At 69.7% G+C, this 16,168-nt stretch carries 15 protein-coding genes and 2 pseudogenes; 6 read left to right on the top strand and 11 right to left on the bottom strand.

The window, feature by feature from the left end; all coding sequences use genetic code 11:
* Nucleotides 1-172: 172 nt before the first annotated feature.
* From BN971_RS23385 to mmsB, 4 genes are all read left to right on the top strand, one after another.
* A complete protein-coding gene (locus tag BN971_RS23385) occupies nucleotides 173-1,252 on the top strand; it encodes a GGDEF domain-containing protein (RefSeq protein WP_085179145.1) in 1,080 nt (359 codons plus the stop codon).
* A gap of 98 nt (nucleotides 1,253-1,350) precedes the next feature.
* Nucleotides 1,351-2,871, top strand: a complete 1,521-nt coding sequence (locus BN971_RS23390) for a CoA-acylating methylmalonate-semialdehyde dehydrogenase (RefSeq protein ID WP_085179146.1) — start codon at nucleotides 1,351-1,353, stop codon at nucleotides 2,869-2,871.
* A gap of 17 nt (nucleotides 2,872-2,888) precedes the next feature.
* Entirely contained in the window at nucleotides 2,889-4,070 is a 1,182-nt protein-coding gene (locus BN971_RS23395) for an acyl-CoA dehydrogenase family protein (protein WP_085179147.1), read from the top strand.
* A 19-nt stretch (nucleotides 4,071-4,089) separates the two neighbouring features.
* Nucleotides 4,090-4,965, top strand: a complete 876-nt coding sequence (mmsB, locus tag BN971_RS23400; protein WP_090350685.1) for a 3-hydroxyisobutyrate dehydrogenase — start codon at nucleotides 4,090-4,092, stop codon at nucleotides 4,963-4,965.
* An 11-nt stretch (nucleotides 4,966-4,976) separates the two neighbouring features.
* On the opposite strand, the gene BN971_RS23405 is transcribed toward mmsB, so the two are convergent.
* From BN971_RS23405 to BN971_RS26815, 6 genes are all read right to left on the bottom strand, one after another.
* Nucleotides 4,977-5,495, bottom strand: coding sequence for a MarR family transcriptional regulator (locus BN971_RS23405; protein WP_085179149.1), 519 nt, complete (start codon nucleotides 5,493-5,495; stop codon nucleotides 4,977-4,979).
* Nucleotides 5,496-5,503: 8 nt separating this feature from the next.
* Nucleotides 5,504-6,556, bottom strand: a complete 1,053-nt coding sequence (locus BN971_RS23410) for a pyridoxal phosphate-dependent aminotransferase (protein WP_085179150.1) — start codon at nucleotides 6,554-6,556, stop codon at nucleotides 5,504-5,506.
* On the bottom strand, nucleotides 6,556-7,569 hold the full coding sequence (locus BN971_RS23415; RefSeq protein ID WP_090350686.1) for a 3-oxoacyl-ACP synthase III family protein: 1,014 nt from the start codon (nucleotides 7,567-7,569) through the stop codon (nucleotides 6,556-6,558). The genes BN971_RS23410 and BN971_RS23415 overlap by 1 nt, the downstream gene beginning before the upstream one ends.
* An 8-nt stretch (nucleotides 7,570-7,577) precedes the next feature.
* Nucleotides 7,578-8,213, bottom strand: coding sequence for an SRPBCC family protein (locus BN971_RS23420; protein ID WP_085179151.1), 636 nt, complete (start codon nucleotides 8,211-8,213; stop codon nucleotides 7,578-7,580).
* Nucleotides 8,194-9,924: a thiamine pyrophosphate-binding protein gene (locus BN971_RS23425; RefSeq protein ID WP_085179152.1), complete on the bottom strand. Its 1,731-nt coding sequence runs from the start codon at nucleotides 9,922-9,924 to the stop codon at nucleotides 8,194-8,196. The genes BN971_RS23420 and BN971_RS23425 overlap by 20 nt, the downstream gene beginning before the upstream one ends.
* 82 nt (nucleotides 9,925-10,006) lie before the next feature.
* Nucleotides 10,007-10,369 (bottom strand): methyltransferase, encoded by a 363-nt coding sequence (locus tag BN971_RS26815; protein WP_085179153.1) that lies wholly within the window; start codon nucleotides 10,367-10,369, stop codon nucleotides 10,007-10,009.
* 168 nt (nucleotides 10,370-10,537) lie between these two features.
* Here BN971_RS26815 and BN971_RS23435 point away from each other — a divergent pair, with 168 nt between their 5' ends.
* Nucleotides 10,538-10,819, top strand: a complete 282-nt coding sequence (locus BN971_RS23435) for a hypothetical protein (RefSeq protein ID WP_085179154.1) — start codon at nucleotides 10,538-10,540, stop codon at nucleotides 10,817-10,819.
* Nucleotides 10,820-10,831: 12 nt separating this feature from the next.
* Nucleotides 10,832-12,172, top strand: coding sequence for an FAD-binding oxidoreductase (locus BN971_RS23440; protein WP_085179155.1), 1,341 nt, complete (start codon nucleotides 10,832-10,834; stop codon nucleotides 12,170-12,172).
* A 13-nt stretch (nucleotides 12,173-12,185) separates the two neighbouring features.
* Here BN971_RS23440 and BN971_RS23445 read toward each other — a convergent pair.
* From BN971_RS23445 to secY, 5 genes and pseudogenes are all read right to left on the bottom strand, one after another.
* A pseudogene (locus BN971_RS23445) lies at nucleotides 12,186-12,891 on the bottom strand (anti-sigma factor family protein).
* A 31-nt stretch (nucleotides 12,892-12,922) separates the two neighbouring features.
* Nucleotides 12,923-13,480: a sigma-70 family RNA polymerase sigma factor gene (locus BN971_RS23450; RefSeq protein WP_085179157.1), complete on the bottom strand. Its 558-nt coding sequence runs from the start codon at nucleotides 13,478-13,480 to the stop codon at nucleotides 12,923-12,925.
* Between the two features lie 44 nt (nucleotides 13,481-13,524).
* Nucleotides 13,525-14,265: pseudogene (gene map, locus BN971_RS23455) on the bottom strand (type I methionyl aminopeptidase); the annotation flags it as partial.
* A gap of 18 nt (nucleotides 14,266-14,283) precedes the next feature.
* Nucleotides 14,284-14,829, bottom strand: a complete 546-nt coding sequence (locus BN971_RS23460) for an adenylate kinase (protein WP_085179159.1) — start codon at nucleotides 14,827-14,829, stop codon at nucleotides 14,284-14,286.
* On the bottom strand, nucleotides 14,826-16,151 hold the full coding sequence (secY, locus tag BN971_RS23465; protein WP_085179160.1) for a preprotein translocase subunit SecY: 1,326 nt from the start codon (nucleotides 16,149-16,151) through the stop codon (nucleotides 14,826-14,828). The genes BN971_RS23460 and secY overlap by 4 nt, the downstream gene beginning before the upstream one ends.
* Nucleotides 16,152-16,168: the final 17 nt, after the last annotated feature.

Below are 16,168 nucleotides of genomic sequence, written 5' to 3' on the forward strand. Positions count from 1 at the left end.
TGAATATCGGGTCGGGTTACACGGTCAGTATCCGTTGCCGGGCCCGCGCCGCGGCCTCCGCCGAGTCGCGGCGGGGTTGACGCCGTTGTACTATCTGTCCGCCGGCGCCCACCCCGGCCCCGCGGACGATATCTGTCCCGCGCGAAACCGCTGATCATCCCCCGGAGGCGCCGTGACGTGGATCCGGCCATTCGGCGGGCAACCCGACCAATACCAATGGCTGTCGGGGTATCTCGCCGAGCGGGGACTTCAGCGGTTCGCCCAACTGGCGATCGCGACCTTCGCCAGCCTGTTCGGAGTGGTGCCGATCGTGATGCTGTGGAGCCCGTCGGGTCCGAAAGGGACAACGGGGACCGCGGCGGCCGTCGCGATCACGCTCCTGTGCGCCGCGATGGCCGCGCTGTGGCTCAGTCACTGGCCCACCCGGCACGAGTCCGAACTGTTCGCACTCGGATGCAACGTCGGCGTCACCATCGGCTGCATCGTCGCGGGCAGCCCGATCACCGGCCTCTTGGCCTGCACGACGTTCGCGCCGATAGGCGGCTACGTGGCGCTCTTCCATTCCAGCCGGCTGCTCACGCTGACGTTGGCCAACGCCGCGCTCACCACCGTGTTCTCGGCGGTGCGGGTGGCGCTGGCCGGCGATCCCGCGCTGGCCTTCGGCCACTTTCTGGGCGTGGCGATCGCGGTGCTCGCCGTCCCCTTCGCCGGCCAGGTGCTGCTGCACCTGCTGACGCTCGACGCCATGGTGTCGCACACCGACCCGCTGACCGGGCTGCACAACCGGCGCGGCTTCTACCGTTCGGTGCAGGCGCTCCTTCCGGCGAAGGGACCCGACGAGGCCGGGTCGTTCGCGGTGGTCATGGTCGACCTGGACGGCTTCAAGAGGCTCAACGACCACCACGGCCACGCCGTCGGCGACGAAATCCTGACGGCCGTGGCCGACAACCTGCGCCGCGCCAGCAACGTCAACTCCGTGGTCGCCCGCCTCGGCGGCGAGGAGTTCTTGATCGCCGAGGTCGGCGATGCCGCCGCCGCGAGGGACACCGCCGACAGGATGCTCGCGGCCGTCGCCGCGACCCCGTGGGCCGTGACCGCGAGCGTCGGTGTCGCCACGACGCCGCTGGCCAACGCCGACCCGCAGCCGGCGCTGATCAAGCAGATGATCGCCGCGGCCGATGCCGCGATGTATGAGGCCAAGCACGCCGGCGGCAATCAGGTTCGCTGCCGCGGCGCGCAGCTGACGCCGTAAGCCGCCGGGCGCGGGCCTGGCAACCGCACCTTGCCAACGCGCGAACCGGGTTACTAGGATATGCAAGTATCCAGTCGTCACCACACCCGAGGGCACCCATGACCACGCAGATCCCGCACTTCATCGACGGCAAGCGCACCGCCGGCCGGTCCGGCCGCACCGCCGACGTCTTCAACCCGAGCACCGGCCAGGTGCAGGCGCTGGTGCCGATGGCCGGCAGGGCGGAGGTGGACGCCGCCGTCGCCTCGGCCGTCGAGGCGCAAAAGGGCTGGGCCGCATGGAATCCGCAGCGCCGTGCCCGCGTGATGATGCGGTTCGTCGAGCTGGTCAACGACGCGGCCGACGAGCTCGCCGAAATGCTGTCCCTCGAGCACGGCAAGACCCTGGCCGACGCGCGCGGCGACGTCCAGCGCGGCGTCGAGGTCATCGAGTTCGCCATCGGGATCCCGCACCTGCTCAAGGGCGAGTACACCGAGGGCGCCGGCCCCGGCATCGACGTCTACTCGCTGCGCCAGCCGCTCGGCGTGGTCGCGGGCATCACCCCGTTCAACTTCCCGGCGATGATCCCACTGTGGAAGGCCGGACCCGCACTGGCCTGCGGCAACGCCTTCATCCTCAAGCCCAGCGAGCGCGACCCCTCGGTTCCCGTGCGACTGGCCGAGCTGTTTCTGGAGGCCGGCCTGCCGCCCGGCGTGTTCCAGGTGGTCCACGGCGACAAGGAAGCCGTCGACGCGATCCTGGAACACCCGGACATCCAGGCCGTAGGGTTCGTCGGCAGCTCCGACATCGCCCAGTACATCTACGCGGGCGCCGCGGCCCACGGCAAGCGGTCGCAGTGCTTCGGCGGCGCCAAGAACCACATGATCGTGATGCCCGACGCGGACCTCGACCAGGCCGTCGACGCGCTGATCGGCGCCGGCTACGGCAGCGCCGGGGAACGGTGCATGGCGATCAGCGTCGCGGTGCCGGTGGGCGAGAAGACGGCGGAACGCCTGCGCGCCAGGCTGATTGACCGGATCAACAACCTGCGGGTCGGACACAGCCTGGACCCCAAGGCCGACTACGGACCGCTGGTCACCGAGGCCGCCCTGCATCGCGTGCGCGACTACATCGCCCAGGGGGTGGCCGCCGGCGCCGAGATCGTGATCGACGGCCGCGAGCGGCGCAGCGACGACCTGACATTCGGTGACGCCAACCTCGAGGGCGGGTTCTTCATCGGCCCCACCCTGTTCGACCACGTCACGCCCGACATGTCGATCTACACCGACGAGATCTTCGGGCCCGTGCTGTGCATCGTGCGCGCCCACGACTACGAGGAGGCGCTGAGGCTGCCGTCGGAGCACGAGTACGGCAACGGGGTTGCCGTGTTCACCCGCGACGGCGACACCGCCCGCGACTTCGTCTCGCGGGTGCAGGTCGGCATGGTCGGGGTCAACGTGCCGATCCCGGTCCCGGTGGCCTACCACACCTTCGGCGGCTGGAAGCGCTCCGGCTTCGGCGACCTCAACCAGCATGGCCCGACGTCGATCCAGTTCTACACCAAGGTCAAGACGGTCACCTCCCGCTGGCCGTCGGGCATCAAGGACGGGGCCGAATTCGTCATCCCCACAATGAATTAGGCGGAGTCACGGCCATCATGTTCACCCTCAACGCCGACGAGCGCGTCATCACCGAGACGGCGGCCGCGTTCGCCGCCAAGCGGCTCGCCCCGCACGCCCTGGAGTGGGACGTCACCAAGCACTTCCCGACGGACGTGCTGCGCGAGTCGGCCGAACTCGGCATGGCGGCGATCTACTGCCGCGACGACGTCGGCGGCAGCGGATTGCGCCGGCTCGACGGCGTCCGCATCTTCGAACAGCTGGCCATCGCCGACCCCACGACGGCGGCCTTCCTGTCGATCCACAACATGTGCGCGTGGATGATCGACACGTTCGGCACGCCCGAGCAGCGCAAGGCCTGGGTGCCCCGCCTGGCCGCGATGGACGTCATCGCGAGCTACTGCCTCACCGAGCCCGGCGCCGGGTCCGACGCGAGCGCGTTGACCACCAGGGCCGTCAAGGAGGGGCCTGGAAAAAACGCGGACTACGTGCTCGACGGCGTCAAGCAGTTCATCTCCGGCGCGGGCGCCTCCGACGTGTACGTGGTGATGGCGCGCACCGGCGGGGCGGAAAACCCCGGACCCCGCGGCATTTCGACCTTCGTCATCGAAAAAGGCACGCCCGGGCTCAGTTTCGGCGCCTGCGAGGAGAAGATGGGCTGGCATGCGCAACCCACCGCCCAGGTGATCCTGGAAGGGGTACGGGTGCCCGCCGACGCGATGCTGGGCGGCGCCGAGGGCGAGGGAGCCGGTTTCGGCATCGCGATGAACGGCCTCAACGGTGGCCGGATCAACATCGCGGCGTGCTCGCTCGGCGGCGCCCAGTCCGCCTTCGACAAGGCCGGGGCCTACGTTCGCGAGCGGCAGGCGTTCGGTTCCGCCCTGCTCGACGAACCCACCGTGCGCTTCACCCTCGCCGACATGGCCACGGGCCTGGAGACGTCCCGGATGATGTTGTGGCGGGCCGCAAGTGCGCTGGACGCCGACGATCCCGACAAGGTCGAGCTGTGCGCGATGGCCAAGCGCTACGTCACCGACACCTGCTTCGACGTCGCCGACAAGGCCCTGCAGCTGCACGGCGGCTACGGTTACCTGCGCGAGTACGGCCTGGAGAAGATCGTCCGTGATTTGCGGGTGCACCGGATCCTGGAAGGCACCAACGAGATCATGCGCGTGGTCATCGGCCGGGCCGAGGCCGCACGGTTCCGCACGACCGCGTAGAAAGGCAGCCATGAGCAGCATCGCGTCCATTGCTTTCCTAGGTCTGGGCAACATGGGCGGCCCCATGTCGGCGAACCTGGTGGGTGCGGGATACACGGTGCGCGGCTTCGACCCCGTGCCGGCGGCGGCGGAGGCCGCGACCGCCCACGGCGTCACGGTGTTCGACAGCGCGGCCGACGCCGCGACCGAGGCAGACGTGGTGATCACCATGCTGCCCAACGGCGACGTGGTCAAGCGCTGCTACGCCGAGGTCCTCCCGGCCGCGCGCGCGGGCACGCTGTTCATCGACAGCTCCACGATTTCGGTCAACGACGCCCGCGAGGCCCACGGACTCGCCGGGTCGCACGGCATGCAGCAACTCGACGCGCCCGTGTCCGGCGGCGTGAAGGGGGCGACGGCCGGGACGCTGGCGTTCATGGTCGGCGGCGAGGCCGACGCGGTGGAACGGGCCCGCCCCGTGCTGGAACCCATGGCCGGCAAGATCATTCACTGCGGCGCCGCCGGCGCCGGGCAGGCCGCGAAGGTGTGCAACAACATGGTGCTCGCGGTGCAGCAGATCGCCGTCGGCGAGGCGTTCGTGCTGGCCGAGAAGCTGGGCCTGTCGGCCCAGTCGCTTTTCGACGTCATCACCGGCGCGACGGGCAACTGCTGGGCGGTGCAAACAAATTGCCCCGTGCCGGGACCGGTCCCGACATCGCCGGCCAACAACGATTTTCGGCCCGGTTTCGCGACGGCGCTGATGAACAAGGACCTGGGCCTGGCGATGGACGCGGTCTCCTCGACCGGTTCGTCCGCGCCCCTGGGCACCCACGCCGCGGAGATCTACGCGAAATTCGCCGCCTCCCACGCCGACAAGGACTTCAGCGCCGTCATCGAAATGCTGCGCAACGCCTGACGCCCGCGCGCTCAGAAGTCACCGGCGTTGCGCCGCAACGTCTCGATGGACGACACCAGGGCCGCCGACTCGGCGGCGTCGATCCCGATGTCGGCGAACACCTGCTCGTTGAGCGTGATGGTGGCGTCCTCGACCGTCGAGCGGCCCAGCTCGGTGATCTGCACCAGCGTGGTCCGGCCGTCGGTGGGATGCGGGACCCGCCGCACCAGCCCGTCGGCCTCCAGCCGCCGGATCGCGTGCGTGACGCTCGTGACGTGGACCTGCAGCCGGTCCGACGCCTTGGTGATCGGCAGGGCGCCGGCGCGGCTGAACGCCAGCAGCCGCAGCAACTCGTACCGCGAAAAGCTCAGATCGTAGGGACGCAGCGCGGTCTCGACGCGGGCGAGCAGGATCTGGTGGGCCCGCATCACCGACGTCACCGCGACCATGCCCTGGGCGACGTCGCCCCATCCGGCGCCCTCCCAGTTGGCGCGCGCGAGCGCGATCGGGTCGCGTTGGTCGCGACGTTTGCCCGGGTGTGCTGCCGCCACGCCCTTTCTTACCGCACTTGGAGCTGGCGTGTGGCCTTTCCCAGCGCGGAGAGGACGGCCAGCGTCGAGGCGCGGTTGCCCACGGTGATCCGCGCGCCGCCGTCGGGGTAGTGCCGCACGTGCAGCCCGCCGTCGGCGAACACCCCCTGCCACGGTGCGGCGCCCAAGGGCAGGTAGAGGAAGTTGGCATGGCTGTCGGTGGTGTAGATGCCCATGGCGCTCAGCCGCATGCGCAGGTGGCGACGCTCGGCGTTGATCGCCCGGACCCTTTGCCGCAGTTCGTCTTCCGCGCCGTAGCTGGCCGCAACCGCGAGCAGGCCGGTGATCGCGACGCCGAACGGCAGCTGCTGGGCCCACAGCCTCGATGCGAGATCGGGCGAGGCGACGCCGTAGCCGATCCGCAGCCCCGCCAGGCCGTAGGCCTTGGAGAATGTTCGGATCACCACCACGTTCGGGAACCGGACGAGCAGCGCGGGCAGGTCGATCCGGTGCTCGGGCGCGGTGAACTCGATGTACGCCTCGTCGAGCAGCACGACGGTGTCACGCGGGACGCGGCCCAGGAATCGCAACACCTCGGCAACCGGCTCCAGCGTGCCGGTGGGGTTGTGCGGGCGGCACAGCACCACCACGCGGGCGTCGGCGGCCGCGTCGGCCAATGCGTCGAGGTCGTTGTGGCCCTGTCCGTCGAGCGGGACGATCAGCGAGTTCAGCCGGGCCATCCGCGCGACGATCGGATAACCGTCGAAGGTCGGCAACGCCATCGCGATCGTGTCCCCCGGGGACGTCAGCGCCTGCAGGGTTTGCAACGCCAGGCCCGTCGCGCCGGCGCCCGGCACCACCCAGTCGGCGGGCACGCCGACGTGGGCGGCGATCATGCCGCGCAGCCGCTCGGGCAGGAACTCGGGGTACCGGTTGGCCGCGTAGACGGAGCGGATCAACGCCGAGCGCACCGCCGGAAGCGGCGGGAACGGATTCTCGTTGAGCGACAGCGCAAACGGGTCGATCGCATTGGGCAGCGCGTCGCCGATGTCCTCGGCCACCGGGCCCGGGACGGGCTGCATCAGTCTCGCCCGCCCCAGCGCACCGCCGCCGCCCCGGCGAAGTCGCCGGCGTGCGCGAAGGCGGCCATCATGAGCACGTCGCCGGTCTTGAGCCGGCCCGAACAGATCGCGCGCTCGAGGTTGACGGGGATTCCGGCACCGAACAGGTTGCCGCACTCGTCAAAGGTGTCCAGGTGTCGGGATTCGGGGACTTCGAGCGCGTCGCGCCAGTTGCGCAGGAACACCCGGTTGGGCTGATTGGTGACCAGCAGGTCAATGTCCTTGGCGGGCAGACCGATTCGGTCACACACCGCCAGCGCGACTTCGGGGACCTGCCGGTTGCCGCGGGCCAGCACCTTGGCGATCTTGCTCTCGGTGAAGCCGATGCTGCCCTCCCCCGCGCCGGGCTGCCACCACTTGCGGGGCGGGTCGATCGCCAGCGTCATGTCGCCGGCGTATTCGCCGTAGGTGCGGCACTCCACGTCGAGGATCGGCGACCGGTCGGACACCGTGACCAGGCCCACCGCCGCGCCGTCGCCGGGAACCGACGACTGGGCCTTGCGCCGGACCCCGGGCTGGTCGAACACCTGCCCCGCGGCGTTCTGCGCGATCGCGATCAGCGCGGTGCGGCCCTGGCCCGAGGTCAGCAGCGTGCGGGCCACGTTGAGCGCGAGGACAAACGCGGCCCCCCCGCCGTTGTGCAGGTCCAGCACCCAGGACGGGCGCATGCCGAGGCGGTGGGCGATGCCGCCCCCGCCGCCGTAGAACGGCATGTCCGGCACCTGGGGGTGGGGGATCAGCACGTCGGCGCCCTCGACCACGTCGCGGCCGTGCCGGTCGACCAGGCCTTGCGCGGCCCGCTCGATCATGTCGGCCGCGGTCTCCTCGGGGGCGACGTGGTGGCGGAAGCTCGGCGCGCGGAACATCAGGTTGTCGCGCAGATCGTCGGACTCGGCGAACCGGGCGTAGTAGTCGGCGCCGATCGGCTCCCCGGGCAGATACGTGGAAACGTCGGACAGGCTGACGTGGCTCATGGCGTGCCTCAGCTCATCCACGCCGGGGTGACGGGCAGGCCGTTGCGGTGGCGGTACTCGGCGATCGTCTTGAGGTTGTTCAGCTCCAGCCCGTGACCGGCGCCGAAGAGGTCCCAGAAGTCGCCGACCCACCCGGTGCGACCCTCCGGGGCCGCCTTGGGATACGGGTTGTGGTCGTAGAACGGGTGGCGGCAATTGGTCCACAGCACAACCGAACCCGGCTTGTCCAACACCTCCTGCGCGTCGAGGACCCGCATCAGGTAGATCATCCACAGGTGTGAGCCCTGGTCCCACGCGCAGTGGTAGTCGACGGTGCGCGCCTCGGCGTTGGACCGCGTGCGCGTGAAGATCTTGGTCGCCGGCAGCAGCCGGTCATAGGCCAGCCACAGCCCGGGCTCGTCGGTGGGCGTGAAGTCCCGCAGGGTATAGGTCCATTCCTCGAGGCTTTCGGTGTGCGCCAGGTACGCGAACAACTCGTCGGGCGGGCAGTCGACATAGTCGCTGACCGTGCAGTACTGGCCGAAGACCTCGTCGTGCGGGTACACCGAACGCATCTTCGCCATGAACATCGGTGCCGTTTCCTCCAGGGGAGCGGTCTCGATCCGCACCACCCCGGGAATCTCGTCAAGCGCTTGCAGGGACATCAGTGCGGTTCTCCTTCATTGTTGTTACTTCGGCAGCTTTTCCTACCTCGGCGAGAAACGGTGCGAACGGCGGCATTTCGTCCGCCGAGCATTCGACGCTCAGCACCGACGGACCCTCGACGCCGAACGACGCGCGCAAGGCCGTCGTCAAGCCGCCCACGTCGCTGACGTCGACGGAGCGCAACCCGGGCAGCATCGCGGCCAGGCCGGCGCCCAGCCGGCTGGGGGCAAAGCGGTTGTAGCTGTAGAGGTCGTCGTAATAGAGCTGCTCACGCGTCACGCACATGGCGTGGGCGTTGTTGTTGAACAGCACGAACGTCACGGGGAGCTTGTACTGCACGGCGGTGTGCACCTCCATGCCGTGCATGAAGAAGGCGCCGTCCCCGGCGATCACCACCACGCGTTTGTTCGGCGTCCGATCCTTCCTGCGGCCGAACGCCATTCCGAGGCCGGCGCCGAAGCTGTAGCCCATGCCGCCCATGCCCAGGGCGACCAGGAACCGGCCCCCGCGGCGCGCGGGCAGGTGGTGAATCGCCGCCGCACCGGTATTGCCGGCGTCGACGACGATGTCCACGCCCGCGGGCAGCGCCCTGTCCAGCGCGGCCATGGCGTCGCGGTAGCGCACGCCCTGGCCGGCGAATTGCGGTGGCGTGAGCTCGCTGCGCGGCACCGCGTCGGGCACCCGGACGCCGGTGGGGCGAGCGGAGGTCAGCGCGCCGGTCAGCATCCGCAGCGACGCGCGAAGGTCGTCGGTGTGCACGTGCGTGCAGGCGACATACGGCGGCGCGGAGCCGAGCGAAACCGTGCGCGCCGCCGACAACGCACCGTCGAGACCGGCGCGCGCGGTCACCGGCAGCCGGGTGCCCACCAACACACACAGCGCGCTGCCGGCCACCGCCTCCGGCACACTCGGGTGCCCCATGACGCCGGTGACGCCCAGCGCCGACGACGACCCGAATCCCGGTGTGCCGGCGACGTCCTTGGCGTCGGGGACGCACGCGACACGTGCGCGCAGCACCGCGCGCAGCGCCGCCAGCTCGGCGCGGGCGTCGTCGCGGGCCACCTGCTCGCCGGCGATGATCGTCACCGGGCCGACGGCCCGGCGCAGCGCGCGAACGATCGGATGCGGGTCGCCCATGGAACGCGCCCGCTCGGGGCCGGGGCCGGCGTCGGCACCGGCGGGCACCTCGGACTGTTGGATGTCCTTGGGCAGCAATAACACAGCGGGACCACCCGCCTTGGCGGCCGCGATCGCGGCGGGCAACGCCGAGACGATGTCGGCGGGGTTTAGCACCCGCCGGCAATACACCGACACCTCGGCGAACAGCGCCTCGGCATTCAGCGAGCCGTTGCGGCCGCTGGTGTCCTGGAAGCTGCCGCGGCCGTCCATACCGGTGGGCGGCTGACCAACCAACGCCAGAACCGGCACCCGGCTGGCGAACGACTCCCCAAGGCCTGGAACGAGATTAAGCGCTCCCCCGCCGGACGTGGCCGCCACGACGCCGAGGCCGGCGCCGCCGCGGCTGTACCCGTCGGCCATCGCGGCCGCGGAGAACTCGTGCTTGGCCAGCACCGCCGTGATATCGGAGTGGAAATGCGCTGCGTCGTAGAGGTCTTCGATGTTGGCGCCGTCGACGCCGAACACGTAGTCCACCCCCACGGCGGCGAGGTACTCGACGATGTGGTCGACCACCCGGTGCTTGCTCGCCATATGTGATATACGGCCGGGGCGCGGGACTGGTTCAATGCCAACGAAATTGCAGCCTGCCGCCCGGCCCTGGCCGCGATGACGCTCAACGGCGATGCGGTGTGTACGACCCGGGTTGTCCGGAATCCCGCCTGGCGCAGCAGATCCCGATCACCATCTCGACCAGCAGCACGGCCGCCCCGGGCGGCGCCGATGCGCGGACGTTGCGCAGGATGCGCACCGCCCTGTCGCCGGGCCAGTCGTGGACGATGTTCTTCAGCATGTAGGCGTCGCCGGTGTCCACGCCGGGGCGGTCCAAAACCGTTGCGCCGTTGGGCCACATCGTCACCGCGGCGCCGGTCGCCCGCACGTACGGGCGTCGCTCGAACACCGTGACCTCGTGTCCGTCGGCCGGCAGCGCGCGAGCACTGGAGATGCCCCCCACGCCCGCGCTGGAAATGCCATCCATCTCGCGCCTCCCCCCTGCTATGACGGTGGTCCGCGCCGGGGGGTTCAATGAACCGCACGCCGGCCCGGTCCGTGTCCCGAGGAGGACCGTGGATGGGGGCCTTTCCTGTGCGTGGTAATCACCGGCCCGCCGACAGCGGGCCGAATACGGGGCCGAAGCGAGCCCGCGGTGCGGGCGGTCGAATCCTCCCGCGTGATCCTGGCCGACGACGCCTCGGTCGCGCCGCAGGCGATCGTCGCCGCAACCGGCTTCGCCACCGATCTCGACGGCGTGGTCGGCCATCTCGGCGTGCTCGATGACCGGGGCAACCCGCGGGCCGGATTCGCCGGGCACCTTCGCGACGGAATGTTCGCGATCGGCTACGGCATACCGCCCAGCGCCCCGCTGCGCGCGATCCGGCGCAACGCCACGCGGCTGGCCGATCGGGCCGCCGCGTACCTCTCGACCTAGAAAGGCGAACCCATGCCCGCACTTCCCGCCGAACGAACCTTCTTCCGCGGCGCGCCCGGATACGAAGCCGCTCGCCGCCGCACCGTGTGGAACGGCCTTGTGCCCGAACGCTTTCCGGACGTGATCGTGCGGGCGTCCGAAGCGGATGACGTAGTGGCCGCCCTGCACCACGCGCGGGCGAACGGCCACCGCGTCGGGGTGTGCTCGGGCGGGCGCAGCTGGACCGCGAGCCACCTGCGCGACGGGGGAATGCTGATCGACGTCGCCAACATCGACCACTGCAGCGTCGACGCCGAGGCGATGGTCGCGACCGTCGGCCCAGGCAAGGCGGCCAGCGACTTCGCGCTCGAACTCGACGCCCAGGGCCTGTTCTTCCCCGCCGGCCACTGCGCGGGGATCGGCCTGGGCGGGTACCTGCTGCAGGGCGGATACGGCTGGAACGGCAAGGTTCTCGGGACGGCGTGCGAAAGCGTGCTCGGCCTCGAGGTGGTCACCGCCGACGGCGAGCGGATCTATTGCGACCCCGAGCACGACGCCGATCTGTACTGGGCCGCGCGCGGCTCGGGACCGGGCTTCTTCGCGGTGGTCATCTCCTTCACGGTGCGAATCCACCAGCGCCCCAACGTCTTGGGTACGTGCCTGTATCTGTACCCGGCCGAGGTGGCCGACGAGGTGTTCGGCTGGGCGCTGTCGATCGGTCCCGAACTGGACGACCGGGTCGAGTTGCAGATCAGCACCACGCGCGGGGTCCCGGCCGCCGGCATCGACCACCCGGTCATCGCGATCGCGTCGCCGGTCTTCGCCGATACCGAGCAGGAGGCCACCAAAGCCCTTGCCGCCCTGGGCGGCTGCCCGGTGGTCGATCGGTCGATCACCAGCCTGCCTTACGCGCCAACGACTTTGGCCAACTGGTATGCCGCGGTGATGGGCAACTACCCGCAGGGGTACCGGTACAGCACCGACAACATGTTCACCTCGGCGCCCGCCGCCGACCTGCTGCCCGGAATCCGCAGCATCATCGACACGATGCCGTCGCACCCGTCGCAGCTGCTGGTCACGGGCTGGAAGCCGTCCCCGCACCGCGCGGACATGGTGTACGGCCTGGAGGACGAGTTCTACCTGGCGCTCTACACGGCATGGCAGGACCCGGCCGACGACGACCGATACTGCGACTGGACGAGCGAGCGGATGGCGGCGATGTCGGAGCTGGCGACCGGGATCTCGCTGGCCGACGAGAACCTGGGCCGCCGGCCGGCGAGATTCGCCACCGAGGCGAACATGAAGCGCCTCGACAAGGTCCGCTCGGTCTACGACCCGCAGGGCCTGTTCCACCGCTGGATGGGCTGCGACTGATCCCCTCAGCGGCTCACAGCGAGCGCTGCAGCAAGACCTGTCCGCTGTCGGCGGCCACCACCTGCACCGCGGCGATCTGGTCCACCGGCATCGAGATACTGCCGGCGGGCGACGCGCTGTGGCCCGGCTCGGCCACCCAGGTCGCCAATCGGGTCTGACTGCCGTCGCGCCCGACCACGACCATGGCCAGCGTGTCGTGGTGCGCGTTCAGCGGGGCCAGGCACACGCAGTTCAGGTTGATCGACGTTCCCCAGTTCTGGCTGCTGACCTGCACGGTCGAGGTCAGCAGGGTGGTGCCGACCTGCGCCATCGGCTGCGAGGAGGCGCTCACCTGGTGGGCGGGCGCCGACGAGTAGGCCTGGACCCCGACGAACACGCCGACTCCCAGCACGACCGCCGCCGCGCCGAGCCACGCCGCGGCCCGGGTGCGGCCGCACCGCCGCCAACAGCGCGGGCAACAGGTCCGGGGAGAGCTCCGGGGTGAGAGGGGGCTCCCCGCTCATCGCGGCCACTTCCGCACGGTCCAGCCGTGACAGCAGCGCCGGGACGCCGCTCAGGTCGGCGACCGACTCCCGGCACGCCGGGCAGGCGGCCATGTGCTCCTCGAACTCGCGGCGCTCGGCCGCGGACAGGGACCCCAGCACGTAGGCGGCGTCCCACGTCGCGTAGGGGTCACCCGGCGGGCCGAAACCCGTCACCGGTGTCCTCATGTCGCTCATCTCTGGTCACCCTTCAAGCGTTCGCGGCCGGTCATCGCGTGACTCCCAGTTCCTGGAGAGTCAGCCGTAACGCGCGCACGGCGTAATGTAGTCGCGACTTCACTGTTCCCTCGGCGATCTGCAGGTCCGCGGCGATCTGGGCGGTGGTCCATCCACGGTAATACGACCGCTCGATCACGGCGCGATGCTCGGCCGACAACTGGGCCACCGCATCGGCGATGAGCATCCGGTCCAGCGTCGCGTTGACCTCGTCCGGCGTCGACTGCTCCGGCGCTCCCTCTTCGTCCGTCGAGCCGACGACGTTGCGGAAGCGCGCGCTGCGCCGGTCGTCGATGATCATGTTGCGGGCGACGGTGAACAGCCAGGCCCGCGCCGACCTCTGGGTGTCGCCGATGACCTCGGGGTGCTGCCACGCCCGCAGCAGCGTCTCCTGGACCACGTCCTCGGATTGGCTCCGGTCGCCGGTCAGCCGCAGCGCGTAGCGCCACAGGACCCCGGCGTGCTCGTCGTAGAGCGCCTTCATCAGCGCGGCTTCAGCCGCCCTGGACGCCCCCCTGGACGGCCCCGCGGTGCCGGTCACACGGGTCACAGGATCACCTCCGCTTACTGAAACGAGCGGATCGGGCGTTTAGTTCAGGGCTGATCCAGGGTCAGTATGCGCGGGCCGGCGTCGGTGACGGCGACGGTGTGCTCCCAGTGGGCCGCGCGGGACCCGTCGGCGGTGGTGACCGTCCACCGGTCGTCGAGCACCACGCTCTTGCGCGTCCCGAGGGTCAGCATCGGCTCGATGGCCAGCACCGAACCGGGGGCCAGCAGCGGGCCGCGGCCCGGGGAGCCCTCGTTGGGCAAAAACGGGTCCATGTGCATCTGCCGACCGATGCCGTGCCCGCCGTAGCCCTCCACGATGCCGAACGAGCGGCCGTAGCGCTGCTCGGCGGCGCGCGTACCCGTCTCGATGGCGTGCGCCACGTCCGTCAGCCGGTTTCCGGCGACCATCGCGGCGATCCCGGCTTCCAGCGAAGCCCTGGTCGCGTCCGAGAGCGCCTCATCGGCCGGATCCAGGGACCCGACCCCGAAGGTGATCGCGGCGTCGCCGTGCCAGCCGTCCAGCACTGCGCCGCAGTCGATGGAGACCAGGTCCCCCGGCGCCAGGATCTCCGCCGCGGACGGGATGCCGTGCACGATTCGGTCGTTGACCGATGCGCAGATCGACGCCGGGTAGCCGTGATAGCCCAGGAACGACGGGATGGCGCCGGCCTCGCGGATCACGGACTCGGCGATCTCGTCGAGGCTCAGCGTCGACGCCCCGGCCACCGCGGCCGCCCGCACGGCCCGCAGTGCTGCGCTGCGGCACGACCCTGCGGCCGCGCAGGCGGGTCAGCGCCCCCACGGTTACTTGCCCAGCGCTTGCAGCGCGCGGGCGAACACCTCGTCGACGCTGCCCACGGCGTCGACCGTCTTCAGCTCGTCGCTGTAGTACTCCAGCAGCGGCGCCGTCTCGTCGCGGTAGACCTTCATCCGGTTGAGGATGACGTCGTCGGTGTCGTCGGCGCGGCCGCGGCCCTTGAGCCGCTGCAGCAGCTCGTCCTCGGAGACGCGGAATTCGACGACCGCGTCGATGTCGGTGCCGCGCCGCCCGAGCATCTCGTGCAGGGCCTTGGCCTGTTCCAGCGAACGCGGATACCCGTCCAGGATGAAGCCGTTGACCGCGTCGGGGTCGTCCAGCCGGTCGTCGACGAGCTGATTGGTCAGGTCGGAGGGCACCAGGTCACCGGCGTCCAGGTAACGCTTCGCCTCCAGACCGAGCTTGGTGCCGTTCTCGATGTTGCTCCGGAACAGTTCCCCGGTGGAGATCTGCGGGATCCCCAGCTTCTCGGAGAGCTTCTGGGCCTGCGTCCCCTTGCCTGCCCCCGGTGGCCCCAGCAGAACGACTCTCACTTGAGGAACCCTTCATAGTTGCGCTGCATGAGCTGACTCTCGATCTGTTTGACCGTATCCAAACCGACGCCAATCATGATCAAAACCGCCGTACCGCCGAACGGCAAATTCTGGACCGTTCCGCCATTGCCGATTTGCAGGAAAAGGTTCGGCAATACGGCGATGGCGCCCAGGTAAATCGAGCCCGGCAGGGTGATCCGGCTCAGCACATAACGCAGGTAGTCGGCGGTGGGCTTGCCCGGCCGGATGCCGGGGATGAAGCCGCCGAACTTCTTCATCTCGTCGGCACGCTCGTCGGGATTGAACGTCACCGACACATAGAAGTACGTGAAGAAGATGATCAGCCCGAAATAGATGCTGATGTACACCGGATCGCTCGGGTCGGACAGGTAGGTGCCGACGAATTTGTCCCACCAGCTGTTGCCCACGCCGCCGCTGCCGCTGCGGACGAGCTGGGTGATCAGGTGCGGGATGTAGATCAGCGACGACGCGAAGATCACCGGGATGACGCCGGCCTGGTTGACCTTCAGCGGCAGGTACGTCGAGGTTCCGCCGTACATGCGGCGGCCGACCATGCGCTTGGCGTATTGCACCGGGATGCGGCGCTGGCCCTGCTCGACGAACACCACACCGACGATGATGGCCAGCGCCGCCACGCAGACCGCGGCGAAGATGACCCCGCCGCGGCTGTCCAGGATGCTCTTGCCCTCGCCGGGGATGCGGGCGGCGATGCCGACGAAGATCAGCAGCGACATGCCGTTGCCGATGCCGCGTTCGGTGATCAGCTCGCCCATCCACATCACCAGCGCCGCACCGCCGGTCATCACCATCACGATGACCACCAGCGTGAAGATGCTCTGGTCGGCGATGATGTCCAGCGAACAGCCCTGCAGCAGGCCGCCGTTGGCGGCCAGGGCCACGATGCTGGTGGCCTGCAGGATGGCCAGCGCGACGGCCAGGTAGCGGGTGTACTGCGTCATCTTGGCCTGGCCGGACTGGCCTTCTTTGCGCAACTCCTCGAACCGCGGGATGACCACGGTGAGCAGCTGGGTGATGATGCTGGCGGTGATGTAGGGCATCACCCCCACGGCGAACACCGTGAGCTTGAGCAGGGCACCGCCGGAGAACAGGTTGATCAGCGAATAGATCTGCCCTGCCGCGCCGCCGCTGGCCTCCTTGATGCACTCCTGGACGTGCGGATAGTTGACGCCGGGCGACGGCAACGCGGCGCCGACCCGGTAGAGAAGGAGGATGCCGAGGGTGAACAGGATCTTCCGTCTCAGGTCGACTGTCCGCAGCGACGAGATGAAAGCGGAAAGCACTACTATCCTCCTGCGCA

It is taken from the genome of Mycobacterium bohemicum DSM 44277 (genome assembly GCF_001053185.1).
Classification (GTDB): Bacteria; Actinomycetota; Actinomycetes; order Mycobacteriales; family Mycobacteriaceae; genus Mycobacterium; species Mycobacterium bohemicum.

Excerpts from the sequence above, each read along its gene's own strand:
- BN971_RS23390 (WP_085179146.1), top strand. The coding sequence starts at position 1,351 with ATGACCACGCAGATCCCGCACTTCATCGACGGCAAGCGCACCGCCGGC.
- BN971_RS23395 (WP_085179147.1), top strand. The coding sequence starts at position 2,889 with ATGTTCACCCTCAACGCCGACGAGCGCGTCATCACCGAGACGGCGGCC.
- BN971_RS23410 (WP_085179150.1), bottom strand. The coding sequence starts at position 6,556 with ATGCAGCCCGTCCCGGGCCCGGTGGCCGAGGACATCGGCGACGCGCTG.
- BN971_RS23415 (WP_090350686.1), bottom strand. The coding sequence starts at position 7,569 with ATGAGCCACGTCAGCCTGTCCGACGTTTCCACGTATCTGCCCGGGGAG.
- BN971_RS23420 (WP_085179151.1), bottom strand. The coding sequence starts at position 8,213 with ATGTCCCTGCAAGCGCTTGACGAGATTCCCGGGGTGGTGCGGATCGAG.
- BN971_RS23425 (WP_085179152.1), bottom strand. The coding sequence starts at position 9,924 with ATGGCGAGCAAGCACCGGGTGGTCGACCACATCGTCGAGTACCTCGCC.
- BN971_RS26815 (WP_085179153.1), bottom strand. The coding sequence starts at position 10,369 with ATGGATGGCATTTCCAGCGCGGGCGTGGGGGGCATCTCCAGTGCTCGC.
- BN971_RS23440 (WP_085179155.1), top strand. The coding sequence starts at position 10,832 with ATGCCCGCACTTCCCGCCGAACGAACCTTCTTCCGCGGCGCGCCCGGA.